A 17,990-nucleotide genomic window follows, 5' to 3' on the forward strand; every position below is an offset into this window, starting at 1 on the left:
CCGGGAGCGTTCCGATCGGGGCGGGTGCGGGGCGGTGGGTGACCGTGGCGGCGGAGCGGACGCTTCTCGCGGTGGCGCGGACCGTCACCTCGACCGGGCGGGTGCTCGATGCGGTGCAGCTGCTCCGGGACGATCCGCGGGTGCAGGTGGTGTTCACGGTCAATGACACCTCGCCGTTCAGCGCGGGGGTGTCCGAGCTGCTCCAGCGCGCCGGCGCCCGGGTGATCCCGTGGAACCGGCTGTCGGAGTCGCGGTTCGACGCCGCCGTGACCGCGAGCGAGAACACCGAGCTTCAGGCGATCGAAGCCCCGGTCCTGGTGCTGCAGCACGGCGTCGGCTTCCACAAGGATCTGCCGAACTCGCGCGGGGACGGCCGCCGGCTCGCGGGCACGGTACGCGCGGCCGACCTGCGCGGACGCCGGGTGCTCATCGCGGTAACGCATCCGCAGCAGGCGGCGCAGCTTGCCGAGGCCGATCCGGAGGTGTCGGCGAACGCGGTCCTCATCGCGGATCCGATGGTCGACCGGATGCGGGCCGCCCGCCTGCTCCGGCGCCGATACCGGGCGGCGCTCGGCCTCGGTGACCGGCGACTCGTGGTGGTGAGCTCCACCTGGGGCCGGCAGTCGCTGATCGGGCGCTGGCCGGACCTGCCGGCCCGCCTGCTGGCAGCGCTGAACGCGGACACCCACCGGGTCGCCACGGTTCTGCATCCGAACGTCACGGCCGGGCACGGCGGGCTTCAACTGCGTCTATGGCTTGCGGCGGCTCGGGACGGCGGCCTGCTCATGGTGCCGCCGGACGCGGGCTGGCAGGCGATGCTCGCGGCGGCCGACTGCGTGGTCGGGGACCACTCGTCGATGAGCCTGCTGGCCGCGGCCGCGGGTGTGCCGCTGCTGCTGGCGCCGCTGGCCGACGAGGTGGTGCCCGGCACGCCGATGACGTCGCTGAGCCGGTCGGCCCGGCGGCTGGACGTCAGGTTGCCGCTTGCCGCGCAGGTCGAGGAGGCGATCTCCACCTACCGGCCGGGCCGGTACGCCGAGGCGGTGGAGGGCACGTTCGCCGCGGCGCGTCCACTTCGCGGGGTGCTCTACGAGCTGCTCGGCCTGCCGGAGCCGGACGAGCCCGCGCCGCTCGTCGCGTGGCCCCCACCCGTACCCACGAGGGTTGAGGTGTGTTCTTTTGTGGTGCGCACCCGGGTGCGGGACGACGGGGTCGAGGTGTCGAGGTTCCCCGCGGCAGTGCGCCGTCACGTGGCGGCGCCGGCGGACGGCTGGACCGGCCATCTCAGCGTGGGCGACGACGAGTGGGACCTGCGGATGCTGCAGAACGCCGAGGTGCTGACGCGGGCCGCCACCTCTGCCGAATCCGAGGCCTGGGAGTGGACGTCGACCGTGCTGCGGGAGTTCGCCGGCAGCACGATGGCCTGCGCGGGCACGGTGAACGGGTGCGTCGCCACGTTCCGGGACGGCCGGCGGGTCACCGCGGAGTCCGACAGCCCGGACGTGGTCACGCTTGCGGCCTGCCTCCATGCCCTCGCTCGCGGGCGGCGCCTCGCCAACGGGGACTGGCGGGTGCGCACCGCGCGTGGCGAGGCCCGCGTCGTGGTGCGGCTACGTGGTGAGGCCTGACAGGCGCTGGAGTTCGGCCGCCCGCTCGGTGTGCTGGGCCACCGCGGCCCGGTCGCCGAGCGCGGTCGCGGCGAGGATGAGGCTCTCGCGGACGTCGAGTTCGTAGCGCCACAGTTCGGCCACCGCGAAGTAGGCGGCCGCGGCGGCGAGTTCCTGGTACGCCCGCTGGAAGTGCCCGAGTCGCAGGTGGACCGTGCCGATGGCGGCGTCGGCTCGGGTGGCGTTCCGGTCGTCGCCGGCCGCGTTCAGTCCGGTGCGGGCCTGGTCGAGCTGGTGCAGCGCGTCGTCGGCCCGGCCGGCGGCGTCGAGGAAGATCCCGTAGTAGAGGCGGCCGAGCGCGACGCCGCGGTCCAGGCCCACCGCGAGGTACGTGTTGATCGTCGTGGCGAACGCGGCCTCCGCCTCATCGCGGGCGGCCTGCTGCTCCGCCTCCGGCGCGATCCGGGCGGCCCGGTCGAGGAGCCGGGCGTGGAACTCCCAGACGGTGCCGGCGAGCGTGGGATCGTTCGCGGCCGGGAGCAGCGCGAACGCGGCCTGGATCTCGGCGCGTGCCCGGGGAGGATCACCGGCGTGGGCGCCGGCGAGCGTGCAGCGGATCTGGATCTCGATGTCGTGCCGTCCGAGCCGCCGTGCCGCGGTGATCGCCAGGTCGGACATGGCGATCCAGTCGGCGAGGTGTGGATGGTTGAAGTACAGCGACTGGGCGGCGGTGGCGATGCGGACCACCTGCTCGTCTGCCCCGAGCGCCAGCCCGATCCGCGCGACCCGGAGCAGGTCCTCCCGGCTGTTCTCAAGCGCCTGCAACGCCGCTGCCCGCTGGTTCGGCCCGGCGAACGGGCCGTCGGCTCCGAACGGGCCGTCGGCTCCGGCCGGGCCGCCGATCAGCCTGCGCCGCTCGCCCATGATCGCCCGGTCGGCCGACTCGGCGAGGTCGCAGAGGTACTCGACGGTGTCCGCGACGACCCGCTCGGCCCGGACCGGCCCGTTCTCCTTCGCGAGCTGCGCGCCGTGCGCCCGGATGAGCGGGTGCAGCGTGTACCTGCCGCGGCCGGCGCGTTCCAGCAGCTTGAGACCCAGCAGTTGCTCGATCGCGGCCCGGTGGGCGCGGCGGTCCGACCAGCCGAGGCGGTCCAGGAGCGCGCCGGAGATCTCCGCCACCGGTATCGCACCGAGGTCGCGGTAGAGAAGGCGGCCGTCCTCGGACAGGTGCCGGTAGACGTTGTTGAACAGTGGCTCGACGGCCTGCCCGGGGAGGGCCAGCGCGTCGAGCAGGTAGGGCTCGCCGGCGAGTTCATCGGCGAGCTCGGCGACGGTAAGCGTGCCGTCCAGCCGGAGCCGGCCGCCGACGACGCGCAGCGCGAGCGGGAGATGCCCGCACAGCGCGACAAGTCGCCGGGTCGCGGCCGGGTCGGCGTCGATCCGCTCCGCGCCGCACGCCGCGATCAGCAGTTCCCGCGCGGCCTCGTCGTCGAGCTGCGCGACGTCGATGAAGTGGGCGCCGTCCATCGCCAGACCCCTCACGTCGTGTTGGGTGCTCACCAGCAGCACGCTGCCGGGCGCGGTGGGGATCAGCGGGCTGATCTGCGCAGGCAGCGTGGCGCCGCGGATCAGAACCAGGACCGGCTGTTCCGCGGTACGCGTCCGGTACAGCGCCAGCCGGCCGGCGGCCGTGTCCGGAAGCAGACCGCTCGGCACGCCCAGGGCCAGCAGGAACGCGGTCACGATCGCGTCGGGCGACTCGGGGCCGCCGAGCGCCGGGCCGGGCAGCTCGCGCACGTCGGCGTAGAGCTGGCCGCCGCCGAACCAGTCCTGCCGCCTGTGGCCCCAGCGCAGCGCGAGCGCGGTCTTGCCGGACCCGGGTGCCCCGCGGATGACCACGACGGGCGTCGCCCCGGCCGTGCCGTCGCCCCGGATTCGGTCGAGCACGGCCAGCGGCCCGACCTGGTTGACGAAATCGGGCGGCCCGGCCGGCAGCGACCGCACGGCCGCGCGCGCCGGAAGCGCCGGACTGGGAACTGTCAGCTCGGCCGTGGTCAGCTCCCGCCGGGCCAGTGACTGCATGCGGGCGGCGAACGCCGGGTCCTCGTCCAGGAGGCCGCGGAGCGCCTGCTCCAGCGCGTCCCGGTCACCCGCGTCGATCAGCGCGGCCTTCGGCCCCAGCCGGCCCCGGAGCCGGTCGGTCATCAGCGTCCAGGTGGACTGCGCGGCCAGGCCGATGTCGTCGCCGGCCCGCGTCACCACAGCGGTCATGATGGCGGCGACAAGCGCTTCCCACATGCGTCCCCCACAGTCCAACAACGACGATCGACGGCCGTCAGAGTAACGGTTCGCAGCGGTACGCGCCGCCACCGTGACGGTCCTGGCCTGCGATCAGGGCTCCGGTGCGCTGCGGCGACCGGAGCGGCCTTCGGCGAGGTCGCGACCCGTCCGCCGGGCCGGGTACCGCGGGTGCGCGGCCGCGTTTGTACCGGTCCGGGACGGGTACCCGCGAATTTCCGCGTGGAGGAAGGAGTGTGCACAGTGCAGGACCGGGAGAAGACCAGTGGCTGAGTCGCGCCGCGCGCCGCCACCGCCTGTCGTCAGGGTTCTCCTCCCGGTTTCGGGCGCCGCCCGGTCCGCGCGGGACGTCGTCACCGAGACCTGCGTGCGGTGGGAGCTGCCGCACCTGATCGCGCCGGCCACTCTGATCATCAGCGAGCTGGTCGCGAACGTGGTGGACCACGCTCAAACGATCATGACGGTGCGGATCTCGCTTGAGCCGTCCCGGCTGTTCCTGCTTGTGGAGGACGGCAGCACCGTTCCTCCGGTGCTCCGGCGCGGTGCGGCCCCGGCGGCCGGGCGTGGGCGTGGCCTGGTGCTGATCGAGGCGTTCAGCACCTCGTGGGGGTTCTGGCCCGACGAGTGCGGCAAGACCGTCTGGGCGACCGTCGATCTGGCGACGGCCACCCCTGGCGACCACGAACAAGCGGAGAGCCTCCCGGAACGGCAGCCCGGCCCTGAAGATCTCTGCGCCGCGAGGCATTCAGTGGACGGCCGCGGTGACCAGCCGCTCGGCCAGCTCGGTGATCGGCAGTGACAGTGAGTGCGATGCCGCCGCAAGGAACGCCCGCGCCTCGTCCTCGGGACAACCGCACCGCGCCATGATCAGGCCCGCGGCGCGGTGCAGCAGCGGGTCGCCGTCGGTGACCGGAGCCGGTTTCTGGCGCAGCAGGTGTGCGAGCAGCAGCCCGGCATGCTCGGCGAGCAGGCGCGCGACGGACTCCAGCGAGGTGTCGATGGCGTGGGGCGCGGGCGCGTACATCGTGAGGGTCGCCACGCTGTCGTGGTCGACGTCCAACGGGACGGCCAACACGCTCCGGACCCCATGGCGCAGTGCCTCCCGGCGCCAGGCCGGCCATCGCCCGTCGGTCGTCAGGTCACGGCAGGCGACAGTGTCCCGGAGCTGGATGGCCGTGATGCCGGGTCCGTCGCCGTTCTGGAACTGGATCTCGCTCAGCACGGCGAGGTCACGCGGCCGGGCGGCGATCACGGCCGGATGACTGACACCCCACAGCGCGACGCTGCACGGCACCGACAACGTCTGGTGGACCGTGGTCGCGAGGGCTTCCAGCGCCTGACCAGGATCCTGCGCGCCGAGCAGCGTCGCGGCCAGCTCCCGCATCAGCCCCGCGATCTCCATCGGGTGAGGGGTGTGCCAATCCATGATGATCTCCCAGTGCCGACCGCCTGGCTTCCCGAAGAGGGGGAGGTCAAACGGTCGGGGATCCCACTCCTGCCGGTGGACATGGAACACCTGAGGGCGGGTAAGCGGTCCGTTCCAGCGAGCCGGAAGGAACGGAAGGCAGATGAAACAGATGACCGTGTGGCGACCGGCCTCAGTGACACGGATAGCGGCGGCGACCTGGCCCGGCCGGGGGGCCGCACTGGCCTGGCGCCGTCGTACCGCCGAGGGCCTAGAGGTGCGGATTCTCCGCCGTCGCTGATCTGAAGCGCGCCCTTCGGGTTAGCGACCTGTCGAGCCGCTTGGTCCTTACTTGTGTATATTCGCTATGTACCGTCCGCAATTACAGGCATTTGCCCATGGTTGAGTGGTGAAGACGACCGGCGGGCCACCCGTTCGCGCCACCGTGTGCCGAACGGCCTGCGGGGGCGTACGCTGTGGAAAGTCGCCCGGGACCTAGGTGGCCGCCTATTCGCCGCCGCCGATCCTGATGGCCTCAGCGGTGCTTCCGACATCTCTGCCTCATTGCGGGATCGTCCGGCCTACCGCTATGTGAGGAGCACCGATGACTACCACTCCACGCTTGAGATCCGCCGTGCGCCACCCGTGAGGGTGGCCCTGCTCGGGCCGGTCGCGTGGCGGACACCGCCGCTGCACTACGGCCCGTGGGAGCAGGTGACCGGGCTGCTGGCCGATGGGCTGGCGGCGCGCGGCGTCGACGTGACGCTGTTCGCCACGCTGGATTCGCTCACCGCCGCGACCCTGGACGGGATCGTGCCGCACGGGTACGGGGACGACCCCGGCCTGGACGGGCGCGTGCAGGAGGCGCTGCACGTGGCGTACGCGCTCGGGCGCTCCGGCGAGTTCGACCTGGTGCACAACCATCTCGACTGGCTGCCGCTGGCCTTCGCCGCGCACTGCCGCGCGCCGATGGTGACCACCGTGCACGGCTTCTCCGGCCCGCGCATCCTGCCGGCCTACCGGAGCGCGCGATCCGCGTTCGTGTCGATCTCCGACTCCGACCGGGCCGCGGGGCTCGACTACGTCGCCACGGTCTACCACGGCGTCGACCTGGGCGGGCTGCCGTTCACCGCGACGCCGGGGGAGGGGCTGGTCTCGTTCGGCCGGATCCATCCGGACAAGGGCACGCACACGGCGATCGAGATCGCCCGCCGGGCCGGCCGCCGGCTCACCATCGCGGGCATCGTGCACGACGAGGCCTACTTCGCCGAGACGGTGGCGCCGCACATCGACGGTGAGCGGGTGGTCTTCCTCGGCCCGGTCGGGCCCGCTGACCGCCCGCGGGTGCTCGGCGAGGCGGCGGCGCTGCTGCACCCGATCGCGTTCGACGAGCCGTTCGGGCTGTCCGTGGTCGAGGCGATGGCGTGCGGGACGCCTGTCGTCGCCTACTCCCGCGGCTCGATGCCCGAGGTCGTCGACGACGGCGTGACAGGCGTGCTCGCCGACGACCTGGACGGGGCCGTCGAGGCGGTCGGCCGGGCCGTGACGCTGGACCGGCCGCGGTGCCGGGACCGGGCCCGGGAGCGCTTCGGCGCGGACCGGATGGTCGACGACTACCTCGCCGTCTACGAGCGGCTCCTCACCACTTCCTGACTCAGAGAGGTCACGTCATGCGTACCTATGGATTCCTCAGCACCCATCCGCCGACCCGGTGCGGGCTGGCCACGTTCAACTCCGCGCTTGTCGAGCAGCTCGACGGCGGCGTGGTGCGCGTCGACGACGGCGAGGTCGAACAGCCGGCGCCGCCGCGCGTCGTGCACACCTGGCCGTCGCGCACGCCCGGGGGCTGGCGCGCCGCGGCCGCCGCGCTCGACGGCTTCGACGTGGCGATCATCCAGCACGAGTACGGCATCTACCCGGGCGCGGACGGCGAGGAGGTGCTGCCGCTGCTGCGCCGGCTGACAGTGCCGAGCATCGTGGTGCTGCACACCGTGCTCACCAACCCGTCCGAGCGGCAGCGCTCACTGCTGACCCAGATCGCCGGCGCGGCCGGTGCGGTGGTCACCATGACGAACACGGCCCGGGACCGGCTGCTGGCCGGGTACGCGGTGGACCCGGCCAAGGTCACGGTCATCCCGCACGGCGTCGCCGGCCCGGTCGGCGGCGCGACCGCCCGCCGTGACCGCCCGCACCTGCTCACCTGGGGACTGATCGGGCCCGGGAAGGGCATCGAGTGGACGCTTCGGGCGCTCGCGCTGCTCCAGGACCTGGACCCGGCGCCGACCTACACGGTCGCGGGCCGGACCCACCCGAAGGTCATCGAGCACCAGGGCGAGGCGTACCGGTCCGGGCTCTACCAGCTCGGCGCGGAGCTCGGCATCTCGCACACAGTCGACTACCAGCAGGTCTACCTCGACCAGGACGCGCTCGGCGCGCTGATCAGCTCGGCGGACGTGGTGGTGCTGCCCTACGACTCCCGCGAGCAGGTCACCTCCGGCGTGCTGATCGAGGCGGTCGCGGCCGGGGTGCCGGTGGTGGCGACGCCGTTCCCGCACGCGGTGGAGCTGCTCACCAACGGGCCCGGCCTTCTCGTGCCGCACCGCGACCCCACAGCGCTGGCCGCGGCGATCCGGCGGCTGCTGACCGAGCCCGGCCTGGCCGACAGGCTGTCCCGGCAGTCCGGCGCGGAACTGCGCTGGCCGGCGGTCGCGGCAAGCTACGGCGAGCTGGCGGACCGGCTGGTGGCGGTCCGCGCGGAGGCGGTCGGAGCAGCGGCATGACGGTGACGCTCGGGCCGATGGTGACCACCCCGGCGCCGCCCTTCGCCCATCTGGTCCGGCTCAGCGACGACACCGGCCTGTTCGAGCACGCGCGGCACGGGATCGCCCGCCGCGCGCACGGCTACTGCACCGACGACGTGGCCCGCGGGCTGGTCGTCACCGCCCGCGAGCCGAACCCGTCCGGCGTGGTGGCCGGACTCGCCGAGCGTTACCTCGGATTCCTTACCCACGCCCAGGACGCCGACGGCGCCTTTCACAACCGGCTGGGGTACGACCGGCGCTGGCAGGACGCCCCCGGCCTCGGCGACTGGTGGGGCCGGGGGCTCTGGGGGCTCGGCACTGCCGTGGCCCACAGCCCGTACGCCTGGATCCGGCAGGAGTCGCTTGTCGCGTTCACGCTCGGCGCGTCTCGCAGGTCACCGTCGCCGCACGCGATGGCCTTCGCCGGGCTGGGTGCGGCCGAGGTGCTGCGGGCCCGGCCCGGCGACCCGTCCGCGCGGGCGTTGCTGTCCGACGCCGCGCTCGCGGTGATCGGCGCCACCCCGCCGTACCCGCTGAAGGGTCCTGACTGGTTCTGGCCCGGTGACCGGCTGACCTATGCCAATGCGGCGCTCCCCGAGGTGGTCATGGCGGCCGGCCGGCACCTCGGCGATGCGGCGCTGCTCGACGTCGGCCTCGCCATGCTGACCTGGCTCTACGGGATCCAGACGCGCGGCGACCGGCTGTCCGTGGTGCCTGTGGACGGCTGGGAGCGCGGCGGTCCGCGCCCCCGCCACGACCAGCAGCCGATCGAGGTCGCCGCGCTCGCGGACGCGTTCGCCACGGCGGCCGAGATCACCGGCGACCCGGCCTGGGAGGAGGGGATCCGGCGCTGCGCGGGCTGGTTCCTCGGGGAGAACGACGCCGGCGTCCCGATGTGGGATCCGGCGACAGGTGGCGGCTACGACGGGCTGACCCCGGGCGGGCCGAACCTCAACCAGGGCGCCGAGTCCACGCTCGCGCTCGTAGCCACGTTCCAGCACGCCCGAAGGTGGACATGAACGATGAACTCGTGGTCCGGCTGGACCACACGCTGACCCCGGACCCGAAGCGGGTCATCGCCAAGCTCTTCGTCGCGGGCGAGGACGCGGCCGTGGTCCGGACCCGGGCGCAGTCGCTCATCGACCGGATCGCGCTGCTCGCCGAGCAGGAGAGTGCCCGCCTGCTCGGGCAGGTGATGGAACGCTTCGGCGACCGGCACGAAGGGCTTGAGGACATCTTCCTCCACCACTTCGACCTGGTCCGGCACCGGATCTCCCACTCGCTGGAGCTGTCCCGGACCGCTCGGCTGCTGCTCGGCGCGTACTTCACGCACGAGTACGCGGTGGAGGCCGCCGCGCTGTGCAACCCGTCGATGGTGATCCATCCGGACCAGAGCGGCCTGGCCGCCGGGCAGCTGCGGGCCGCGGTAAGCCTGCGCCAGATCGGCGAGGGCCACCTGTCGTCGATCGGCTTCGTCACCGCGGTCCTCGGGCCGGCCGGGCGGCTCGACCTCGTCGACAGGTCCGGGCCGCTGCTGATCGGGCAGCGGACCGCGGCCGAGTACCGCCGGGACCTGCTAGCCGCCGGGCTCGAGGAGAACGGCTGCGACAACGAGATCTCCGCGACCGTGCTCGGCCTGCTGCCGGAACGCTACGACGACGCCACGTTCGACCGGATCGTCGCGGAGCTGCCGGTGGACCTGACCAGCCGCAGCACCGGCCCGGGCACCGTGGAACTGCTGCGCCGGATCAACTCGGACAGCTACGCCACCGACTTCCCGCCCGGCACCCGGCTGGAGCAGCAGGTGCTCTGGCCGTCCACCCCGCCGGAGAGCAACGGCATGGAGGACGCCCGGTTCGTGCTCTTCACCGGCGAGGACGGGCCGGTCTACCGGGCCACCTACACCGCGTACGACGGGCGGCAGATCGCCGGGCGTGAGCTGGTCAGCACCGACCTGCGGCACTTCGAGATCACGCCGATGCGCGGTCAGGGCGCGCGGAACAAGGGCGTCGCGCTCTTCCCACGCCCGGTCGGCGGGCGCCAGCTCGCGCTCTGCCGCTCCGACGGCGAGACCATCGGGCTGACCACAATGGATCATCTCAACCGCTGGCGGACGCCGGTGCCGCTGCACACGCCGCGGCACACCTGGGAGCTGATCCAGGTCGGCAACTGCGGCTCGCCGATCGAGACCGAGGCCGGCTGGCTCGTGCTCACCCACGGCGTCGGACCCATGCGGCGGTACGCCATCGGCGCGCTCCTGCTCGACCTGGACCACCCGGAGCGGGTCCTCGCCGAGCTGGCCGAGCCGCTGCTCTCGCCGGACAGGATCGAACGCGACGGGTACGTGCCGAACGTCGTCTACTCGTGCGGCGGGCTCATCCACGACGGCGACCTGTGGCTGCCCTACGGCGCCAGCGACGCCCGGGTCGGGTTCGCCACCGTGTCTGTCGACCGGCTGCTCGCCGCGATGACCCCGCCGTCCGTGGTCGGCTGACGGGTCAGAACGCCGGGCGGCGGTGGGTGACGTCGTACGGGAAGTGCAGCCGTACGGAGGTGACGCCGCGGCCGGTGTGGGTGAGCACGATGTCGGCGAGCTGACGTGCCAGCCACAGGCCGCGCGCCGCCTCCGGCCGGTCACCCGGCGGCAGGAACCCGGCGGTCGGTGGCAGCGGGCGCGCGCCGGCGTCGTCGACCTGCACCACAAGGGTCCGGGCCCGCTCCCAGCCGCGTACCCGGACCGGAGCGGCCCCGTGGATCAGCCCGTTCTCCGCGACCTCCGCGACCGCGAGCACCAGGTCCTCGGCCACCGCGCCGAACGAGTGCCCGGTGGCCCAGGACCGCACCATCGCGCGCAGGTCGCGGCTGAGATCCAGGTGGGTGAGCGTGACGTCGAAGCCGGTCACGGCCGGTGGTGGCGGGAGCGGGACGGCGTTGCGGCCGGTCAGATAGACCTGCGGGGTGACGTGCTCGGCGATGACGAGGTCGCCCTCATCGGTGATCTCGTGACTGTGCAGGCTGCGGACGCCCTCGACGACAAGCGTGGGGTGGCGGCGGCTGTCCCAGACGCAGGTGACCGGGCAGCCGAACCCGGCCAGCGTCTCGTTGCAGACCGACTCGTAGGCCAGGTAGGCCGCTGCCCGGTCGGGTTCGAGACCCGCGGTGATGTCCGGTTCGGCGACCACGTGCACGCGGCGACCGCGCGCGTGCTGCGCCGCGAGGTACGTGTGGAACCCCTGGTAGACCAGGCCGAGACGCTCGTCGAAAGCGTCGTGCGCACCCCACTCGATCCGGTCGCCGAAGACGTCACGGACGACCTCGGCGGTGTGCTCGCGGACGATCATGAGGACCGGTTCCCCGCGATCGAGAGACCGGCGTAGAACCGGGACCAGCCTGTCCCGGAGACACTCGTCGGAGTCGATGATCAAAGCAGCGTGGACGAACGTCTCCTCCGGAGGAGCTTCCTGCTCACGGGTCACCGGCCGATGGTGGACGAGCCGCTCAATCCCGTACCCCCTTCTCGGATTGTGTCCGTTCGGACACGGTACCGCGCCTACCGGACAGTCCCCTCAGATGCGGCGGACGTTTCACCGGCCGGAGCGACCCACAGGTGTGGTGGGCATGGCCCGGTCCCTGTCGAAGGGGTACGGTGGAGAAGCCTTCAGCAGCGAGGGGACGCATCGGCCTGCGCTCTGGAGGAATCCATGACATCTCGACGGTCGCCCACCCAGCTCGGTTCACCGCCCTGGCTGAGCATCGAGACCAGCGTGTCCGCCGATCGCCACCTCGCCAGTGTGTGGGTCGACGGCGAGCTCGACCGGGACTCGGCCGGCGAGCTGTTGCAGGTCTTCCGGACCGCGCTCACCGACACCGGGCCACAGACGATCGAAGTCGATCTGTCCGCGGTGACGTTCATCGACGCCGCCGGGATCCGTTCGCTCGTCACCTGCAGGCAGCTCGCCGAGGAGACCGGCGGCACCCTGCACCTCAAGAATCCCCGGCCTCAGGCCCGCTTCGTGCTCGGCATCGCCGAACTCTCCGAGGTCTTCGGCCTGCCGGCCACGCCCGGGGAGAAAGGCGGAAGCCGTCGGCGGTGACGGACCGCCGGCGGTGTGCGGGACTCATGCGGGACGAGGAAAACCTAGGACTCTGCTCATGTCAGAACTGCTCGTCGGCCCGCTTCGCCTGGGCCGGCGTACCCCCGCCGGTGGCGGCGCGCCCAGTCAGTCGATCGTGTGTGTGCTGCCCATGACGGACGGGTTCGGCGCCGAGGTCACCAGATCCGCGGAGCGCGCGGTCCGTGAGCTGTCGCGGGCGTACCGGGTGCTCCCGCCCACCGTGATCGCCGATCTCTGCGACGTCGATGCGATCAACCCGGGCGGCATGCACGCGTTGCTCGCCATCCGGGGCGTCTGCCGGGACGCCGGGCTGGAACTGCGGCTGGTGGCGCTCGCGCCGCTGCGCACCGTGCTGGAGGACGCCGGCGCCGGCTGGCGCGGCTCGGTGTTCCCGAGCGTGCGGCACGCGCTCCCGGGCGGCGGGGTCACCGACACGATCGTCGCCGCGCTCGGTGAGCGTCTGCGCGACCGGGAGCAGCAGCTGGCCAGCCTGCCGGCCATCGAGCAGGCCAAAGGCATGCTCATGCAAGACTTCGGACTCGATCCGGACGAGGCGTTCGAGGTGCTCAAACGGCTCTCGCAGCAGGGCAACGTGAAGGTGCGGGACGTGGCGGCCCGGCTGACCGGCCGCCTGCGCGGCCGGGCGTCCGAACCGGCCACGATGGCGGCTCCGCAGGTCGTCCAGGCTTTGCACGACCAGTTGCTGGCCGACTGACCCGCCGGCTGTCCAGTCCGGCGTTACCCGGGTGGTGTCGTCCACGACCGACCCGGCCAAGCCCAGCCTGCGTCGGACGTGAGCCTTACCCGCGGACGTGAGTCTTACCTGCGGACGTGAGCCTTACCTGCGGATGACCGTCAGTGCGGCAGCCATCAGCAGCGCGGTCAGTGGCAGCAGCGGCACCTCGCCGAGCGCGGCCTGGAGCAGCGCCAGCCCGGCATTGAGTGCGGTGTGGGCGAGCACGGCCGGGAGGATGCCGCCGCCGGCCCGTTCCGTGGCCCAGCCGAGCAGGATTGAGACCGCGACCGCCGTCACCGCGAACACCGCGAACGGGAGTCCCTGCTGAGCGGTGCCCGCGATCATCCACAGCGGAGCGTGCCAGACGGCCCAGATCAGGCCGAGCGTGAGGTGTGCGGCGGCCGGCGGCAGGGCGGACCGCAGGCGCGGGCCGAGAAAGCCCCGCCAGCCCAGTTCCTCGTTACCGCCGCCGACCAGCGCGATCATGGCGATCATCACGGGCAGCGCGGGGAGCGCGGCCAGCAGCGCGCCGGTGTCGAGCGTGCCGCCGGTGAGTAGCGCGCCGGCCGCGGTGAGCGCGGCGGCAAGCAGGATCACCGGCGCCACGAGGTAGGCGCGGGCACTGCCACGCCGGTGCGCGTACTTGCCGAACAGCGCGCGCACGGCCGGCCATCCGCCGCTGTGCCCGGTGACCGCGACCGCCGCGGCCATCGGGCCGAAGCCGCCGAGGAACACAAGCGCGGTGCGGGGCCCGGCCGCGCCGAGCGTCGCGGCGATGCTCCACGGCAACCAGGACAGGACAAACGCGCCGACGAGGTACGCCGTGGTGTGCCCGACGTCCGCGCGGGGGATCGAGATCGACTGTTGCGTCATACGCTGTATGTTAAGACCTACAGTGTAGGACGTCAATCCGCGTTTTAGGATCGGCGGGTGGAATTCGACAGCGTCTTCATGCGTGAACCGCGGCGCGGGCGCTCCCAACCGGCCCTCACCCAGGAGCGGATCGTTGCCGAGACGATCGCGCTGCTCGACGAGAAAGGCGCCGCCGCGCTCACCATGCGCGGCCTCGCGGCCCGGCTCGGCGTGCACGCGACAAGCCTCTACTGGTACGTGGACCGCCGTGAGGACCTGATCGACCTGGCCCTCGACGAGATCGTCCGCCCGGTCGCGGCCGCCGCCCCGCCCGCCGGCGCGTGGGACGCCGTCGTGACCGCGGACGTGACCGCCATGTACACCGCGCTCACCGCCCACCCGTGGGCACCCGCGTTCTTCGGCACCCGGCCGCTGATCGGGCCGAACGCGCTCGCCATGACCGCGCGGCTGCAGGCCGTGCTGACCTCGGCCGGGGCGCCGCCGATCACGGTCGCCACAATCGCCGCGGCCGTCTCGCACCTGGCGATAGGCGCGGCCACCACCGCGGCCGGATTCGCCGCGCTCAACCTCGGCGACGACGACGCGTCCCAGCGCATCGCCGCACACCTGGGCGCGAGCTCGGCCGACGCGGTCGCCTGGCGCCCCGAGTTCGCCGACCAACTGGAGATGCTGCTCGACGGCGTCCGGGCCCGACTCGCCTGATGCCGGTTCCGCGCCCGGCTTCGGTCCGCGCCCGGCTTCGGTCCGCGCCCGGCTTCGGTCCGCGCCCGGCTTCGGTCCGCGCCCGGCTTCGGTCCGCGCCCGGCTTCGGTTCCGCGCCTGGTCGCCGGACGGACGGGCTCGGTGACGCCGGACTCGTACCGTTGAGGTGAAGGCGGGTTGAGGTTTTAGCGTTGCGGCATGAGCGCGTTGACAGTGGCGATCGTCGGTGCGGGGCCGGCCGGCATTCATGCGGCGGGCGCGCTCGGCGAGCTGGCGCCGGGCACCCGGGTGGATCTTCTTGAACGGTTGCCGACGCCCTACGGCCTGGTGCGGTACGGCGTGGCGCCGGATCACCCGCGGATCAAGCGGATGATCGAGCCGCTGCATGCGGTGCTGGCCGGCGGCGAGGCGCGGCTGCTGTGCGGCGTGGAGATCGGGCCGGGGCTCACCGTGGCGGAGTTGCGAGGGCACTACGACGCGGTGATCATCGCGACCGGCGCGCTCCGGGACGTGCCCGCGGATCTGCCTGGATCTTTTGGGGCCGCCGACTTCGTGGCCTGGTACGGCGGCCACCCCGATGCGCCGCCCACCTGGCCGCTCGACGCCGCATCGGTCGCGGTGATCGGCGCGGGAAATGTGGCGCTCGACGTGACCAGGATGCTGATCAAGCGTGCCCACCCGCCGGACCTGCCGCCGCACGTGCGTGACGCGTTCGCGGGCGGTGCGGCCCGTGACGTGCACCTGATCGTGCGGCGAGGGCCCGCCGACGTGCGCTTCTCCCCGGACCAGCTCCGCGAACTCGGCGCCCAGGACGGCGTGGACCTGATCGTAAACCCGGCGGACCTGACTCCGGACCCGCATCTGGAGCGGATGGCCCGTCAGTTCCGCCCGACCCGGCAGGTCCTGGAGATGCTGCGCACCTGGTCGACCCGCACGCCGACCGGCTCCCGCCGCGTTCACCTGCATTTCTACCGGGCTCCGGTGGCGGTGTCGGCCGGTGGGCTGCGCGTCGAGCGGACGCTGCCGGACGGCTACGGCCATGTCGCCGGGTCCGGCGAGTTCGAGGAGCACACGGTCCAGGCTGTCTACCGTGCGATCGGCTATGCCGCCAGCCCGCTGGAGGGAGTGCCGTTCGACCGGGCCACAAACACGATCCCGCATCGGGCGGGTGCGGTGCTCGGCGAGCCGGGGCTGTACGTCACCGGCTGGATCAAGCGCGGCTGTGCGGGCCTGGTCGGCGCGACCGCGTTCGACGCCCGCCAGACCGTGACCACACTGCTCGGCGAGGCACCGCGCGTCGCCGAGACCCGGGCGGGCGCTGCCGGAATCCGGGCTGGTGCAGCGGGAATCCGGGGTGGCGCAGTGGGAACCCGGGGCGGTGCAGCGGGAACCCGGGGCGGTGCAGCCGAGGCCCGGGCGCACGCTGCCGGCACCCGGGCCGGGGTTGATGCGCTGCTGGCCGCGAAGGGCATCAGCCCGATCGACTGGGCTGGCTGGCTGCGCATCGCCGCCGCCGAACTCGATCGCGGCGTCAAAATCACCGACCGCACCGAACTGATCCGCATCGCCCACGCGACGTGACGGGCCGAGCGCGTCACCGGCTGAGGAGCGGGCCACGCGGCTAGCTAACTCAGCTGGGAAGGAGGCTGCGCTCGCCACCATGAGCCGCCAGGACCGCGCCGTTGATGTAGCTGCTGCGGTCCTCGACCAGGAAGAGCACGGCCTCGGCGATCTCGTCGGGCTCGCCCGCCCGGCCGCGGAGGGTGACGCTGTCGAAGGCGTCCATGTTGCCGCCAAACATCAGTTCGGTGCCGTCGGTGCGGATGGCCGCGGGGGAGATGGCGTTGACGCGGACGCCGTGCGGCCCGAACTCGGTGGCCCAGTTGCGGGTCAGCATGTCGAGCGCGGCCTTGGAGGCGCCGTAGACCGCGCCGATCGGGGCGACCCAGGTGGCGGCGGTCGAGGAGATGTTGACGATGGCGCCGCGGCCGCGTTTCGCCATCTCCGGGGCCAGCGCGCCGACCAGCAGGAACGGGGCCCGGGTGTTCACCGCGAGGTGGCGGTCGAACATGTCCGCGCTGGTGGCGGGCGTGGTGGCGAAGTCCCAGACACCCGCGTTGTTGACAAGGATGTCGACCGGGCCGGCCTCGGCGGCGAGCCGGGTGACCTCGGCGGTGACGCTCAGGTCGGCGGCGATGAACCGCGCCCGGCCACCGCCGGCCTCGATCGCGGCGACCAGGTCGGCGCCGCGCCGTGGGTCACGGCCGTGGGCGATGACCTCGGCTCCACGGGCGGCGAGCAGAAGCGCGACGGCCCGGCCGATCCCGGCGGTCGCACCTGTGACCAGCGCCGTGCGCCCGCCCAGCCCGGCAAGTCCAGCCGAGTCAGAAGGCCCGGCCGACCCGGTGGATGCGGTGCTGTCAGACATGAGCAACCCCTTTCTGGGTTCAACGACCCAATTTCTAACAGAGCTTTTTGGGTCGCACAACCCATTCCGCTAGACTCGCTGTCGTGAGTGAGAGACTGACGCGCAAGGGCCAGGCCACGCGGGAGCGGATCGTGCAGGCCGCGGTCGACCTCATCGCCGTCCGGGGTGTCGCCGGCGTCTCCACCGACGACGTGCGCAGGGCGGCCGGCATCAGCGGCTCGCAGCTCTACCACTACTTCGACAGCAAGGCGGCGCTGATCAGGGCCGTCATCACCCGGCAGGCCGACGCGCAGCCGGTGCCGGGCCAGCCGATGATGGGCGCGCTGGACACCCTTGAGGCGTTACACGCCTGGGCGGACGCCGCGGTCGAGCGTCGCGAGGAGACCCTCGCCGGTGGCGGGGAGTGCACGCTCGGCTCGCTCGCCGGTGAGCTCGTCACCGCGGACGAGGAGTCCCGGGCCGATCTCAGCCGGGGCTTCCTGCGCTGGAAGGATCTGCTCCTCGACGGGCTGGGCGCGATGCGGGACCGCGGCGACCTGCGCCCGGACGCCGACCTGGACGAGCTGTCGCTGGCCCTGCTCACGGCGCTGCACGGCGGCAACCTGCTCGGTCAGACGATGGGCAGCGCGGCGCCGCTGCGGGCCTCTCTCAATGCGGCGCTTGCCTACATCGAGTCGTTCACCGAGGCGGGCGCCCGCATCCGCCAGGCGTCTGTGATCAGCTCGGACAGCCGTTCGGCGGACACCTCAGGCAGCCGCAGCATGACAAGCGGAAAGTCGTCGTAACCCGGCGCGGTGAAGAACAGCGCGGGCTCGCCGAGCAGCAGCGCCTGCTTCTCCGCCTCGTCACCCACGAAGAGCACGGCGACGTCGGTACGGATCCGCCGCGGCTTCCCGGGTGTGCGCTCGGGATAGGACCAGACGAAGCCCTTGCCGCCCACCCGGAAGTCGAAGCCGTCGCTGGGGATCTCGGCCACCTCCGGCAGAGCGAGCGCGATCCGGCGCACGTCGTCGGCATCAGCCATG

Annotated in this window: 16 protein-coding genes and 1 pseudogene; 11 read left to right on the forward strand and 6 right to left on the reverse strand. The window is 72.8% G+C overall.

Translation table 11 applies throughout. From position 1 onward, the window contains the following. A partial coding sequence (locus ACIA8K_RS27630; protein WP_396064243.1) for a hypothetical protein occupies positions 1-1,628 on the forward strand: 1,628 nt, incomplete at its 5' end. Here the strand turns inward: ACIA8K_RS27630 and ACIA8K_RS27635 are convergent. Then, on the reverse strand, positions 1,611-3,905 hold the full coding sequence (locus ACIA8K_RS27635) for a hypothetical protein (RefSeq protein ID WP_396064245.1): 2,295 nt from the start codon (positions 3,903-3,905) through the stop codon (positions 1,611-1,613). The two genes, ACIA8K_RS27630 and ACIA8K_RS27635, sit on opposite strands and share 18 nt — an antisense overlap. A 265-nt stretch (positions 3,906-4,170) precedes the next feature. On the opposite strand from ACIA8K_RS27635, the gene ACIA8K_RS27640 reads away from it, so the two are divergent. Beyond that, positions 4,171-4,704 (forward strand): ATP-binding protein, encoded by a 534-nt coding sequence (locus ACIA8K_RS27640; protein ID WP_396064247.1) that lies wholly within the window; start codon positions 4,171-4,173, stop codon positions 4,702-4,704. On the opposite strand, the gene ACIA8K_RS27645 is transcribed toward ACIA8K_RS27640, so the two are convergent. Then, positions 4,651-5,331, reverse strand: coding sequence for a GAF and ANTAR domain-containing protein (locus ACIA8K_RS27645; RefSeq protein ID WP_396064249.1), 681 nt, complete (start codon positions 5,329-5,331; stop codon positions 4,651-4,653). The genes ACIA8K_RS27640 and ACIA8K_RS27645 overlap by 54 nt on opposite strands. Before the next feature lie 624 nt (positions 5,332-5,955). Here ACIA8K_RS27645 and ACIA8K_RS27650 point away from each other — a divergent pair. Genes ACIA8K_RS27650 through ACIA8K_RS27665 form a run of 4 tightly spaced genes read left to right on the forward strand, consistent with a single transcriptional unit; the run spans position 5,956 to position 10,605 of the window. Further along, entirely contained in the window at positions 5,956-6,963 is a 1,008-nt protein-coding gene (locus tag ACIA8K_RS27650) for a glycosyltransferase family 4 protein (protein ID WP_396064320.1), read from the forward strand. A 17-nt stretch (positions 6,964-6,980) separates the two neighbouring features. Then, a complete protein-coding gene (locus tag ACIA8K_RS27655; protein WP_396064252.1) occupies positions 6,981-8,090 on the forward strand; it encodes a glycosyltransferase in 1,110 nt (369 codons plus the stop codon). Beyond that, the gene (locus tag ACIA8K_RS27660) at positions 8,087-9,130 is read left to right on the forward strand and encodes a glycosyltransferase (RefSeq protein WP_396064254.1); all 1,044 of its coding nucleotides are present in this window, start codon (positions 8,087-8,089) and stop codon (positions 9,128-9,130) included. Before ACIA8K_RS27655 ends, ACIA8K_RS27660 begins: the two co-directional genes overlap by 4 nt. Further along, positions 9,127-10,605, forward strand: a complete 1,479-nt coding sequence (locus ACIA8K_RS27665) for a glycoside hydrolase family 130 protein (protein WP_396064257.1) — start codon at positions 9,127-9,129, stop codon at positions 10,603-10,605. The genes ACIA8K_RS27660 and ACIA8K_RS27665 overlap by 4 nt, the downstream gene beginning before the upstream one ends. A 4-nt stretch (positions 10,606-10,609) precedes the next feature. Here the strand turns inward: ACIA8K_RS27665 and ACIA8K_RS27670 are convergent, their stop codons facing one another. Beyond that, positions 10,610-11,587 (reverse strand): MEDS domain-containing protein, encoded by a 978-nt coding sequence (locus ACIA8K_RS27670; RefSeq protein ID WP_396064259.1) that lies wholly within the window; start codon positions 11,585-11,587, stop codon positions 10,610-10,612. A gap of 225 nt (positions 11,588-11,812) precedes the next feature. Between ACIA8K_RS27670 and ACIA8K_RS27675 the strand changes: the two genes are divergently transcribed. After that, complete coding sequence (locus ACIA8K_RS27675; protein WP_396064261.1) at positions 11,813-12,205, forward strand: STAS domain-containing protein; 393 nt, start codon at positions 11,813-11,815, stop codon at positions 12,203-12,205. A 58-nt stretch (positions 12,206-12,263) separates the two neighbouring features. After that, positions 12,264-12,941: an ANTAR domain-containing protein gene (locus ACIA8K_RS27680; protein ID WP_396064264.1), complete on the forward strand. Its 678-nt coding sequence runs from the start codon at positions 12,264-12,266 to the stop codon at positions 12,939-12,941. 123 nt (positions 12,942-13,064) lie between these two features. On the opposite strand, the gene ACIA8K_RS27685 is transcribed toward ACIA8K_RS27680, so the two are convergent. Continuing rightward, positions 13,065-13,835 (reverse strand): CPBP family intramembrane glutamic endopeptidase, encoded by a 771-nt coding sequence (locus ACIA8K_RS27685; protein WP_396064266.1) that lies wholly within the window; start codon positions 13,833-13,835, stop codon positions 13,065-13,067. 57 nt (positions 13,836-13,892) lie between these two features. Here ACIA8K_RS27685 and ACIA8K_RS27690 point away from each other — a divergent pair, with 57 nt between their 5' ends. Both ACIA8K_RS27690 and ACIA8K_RS27695 read left to right on the forward strand, forming a co-directional pair. After that, positions 13,893-14,537, forward strand: a complete 645-nt coding sequence (locus ACIA8K_RS27690; protein WP_396064268.1) for a TetR/AcrR family transcriptional regulator — start codon at positions 13,893-13,895, stop codon at positions 14,535-14,537. Positions 14,538-14,735: 198 nt separating this feature from the next. Further along, positions 14,736-16,118: an FAD-dependent oxidoreductase gene (locus ACIA8K_RS27695; protein WP_396064270.1), complete on the forward strand. Its 1,383-nt coding sequence runs from the start codon at positions 14,736-14,738 to the stop codon at positions 16,116-16,118. Positions 16,119-16,167: 49 nt separating this feature from the next. Here the strand turns inward: ACIA8K_RS27695 and ACIA8K_RS27700 are convergent, their stop codons facing one another. Further along, positions 16,168-16,965: an SDR family NAD(P)-dependent oxidoreductase gene (locus ACIA8K_RS27700; RefSeq protein WP_396064273.1), complete on the reverse strand. Its 798-nt coding sequence runs from the start codon at positions 16,963-16,965 to the stop codon at positions 16,168-16,170. 131 nt (positions 16,966-17,096) lie between these two features. Here ACIA8K_RS27700 and ACIA8K_RS27705 point away from each other — a divergent pair. Then, a pseudogene (locus ACIA8K_RS27705) lies at positions 17,097-17,606 on the forward strand (TetR/AcrR family transcriptional regulator); the annotation flags it as partial. Between the two features lie 23 nt (positions 17,607-17,629). Here the strand turns inward: ACIA8K_RS27705 and ACIA8K_RS27710 are convergent. Next, positions 17,630-17,989, reverse strand: coding sequence for an MmcQ/YjbR family DNA-binding protein (locus tag ACIA8K_RS27710; protein ID WP_396064276.1), 360 nt, complete (start codon positions 17,987-17,989; stop codon positions 17,630-17,632). Between the last annotated feature and the right edge of the window lies 1 nt (position 17,990).

Origin of the sequence: Catenuloplanes sp. NPDC051500 (assembly GCF_044454585.1) — a bacterium.
In the GTDB taxonomy this organism is placed as follows: Bacteria; Actinomycetota; Actinomycetes; order Mycobacteriales; family Micromonosporaceae; genus Catenuloplanes.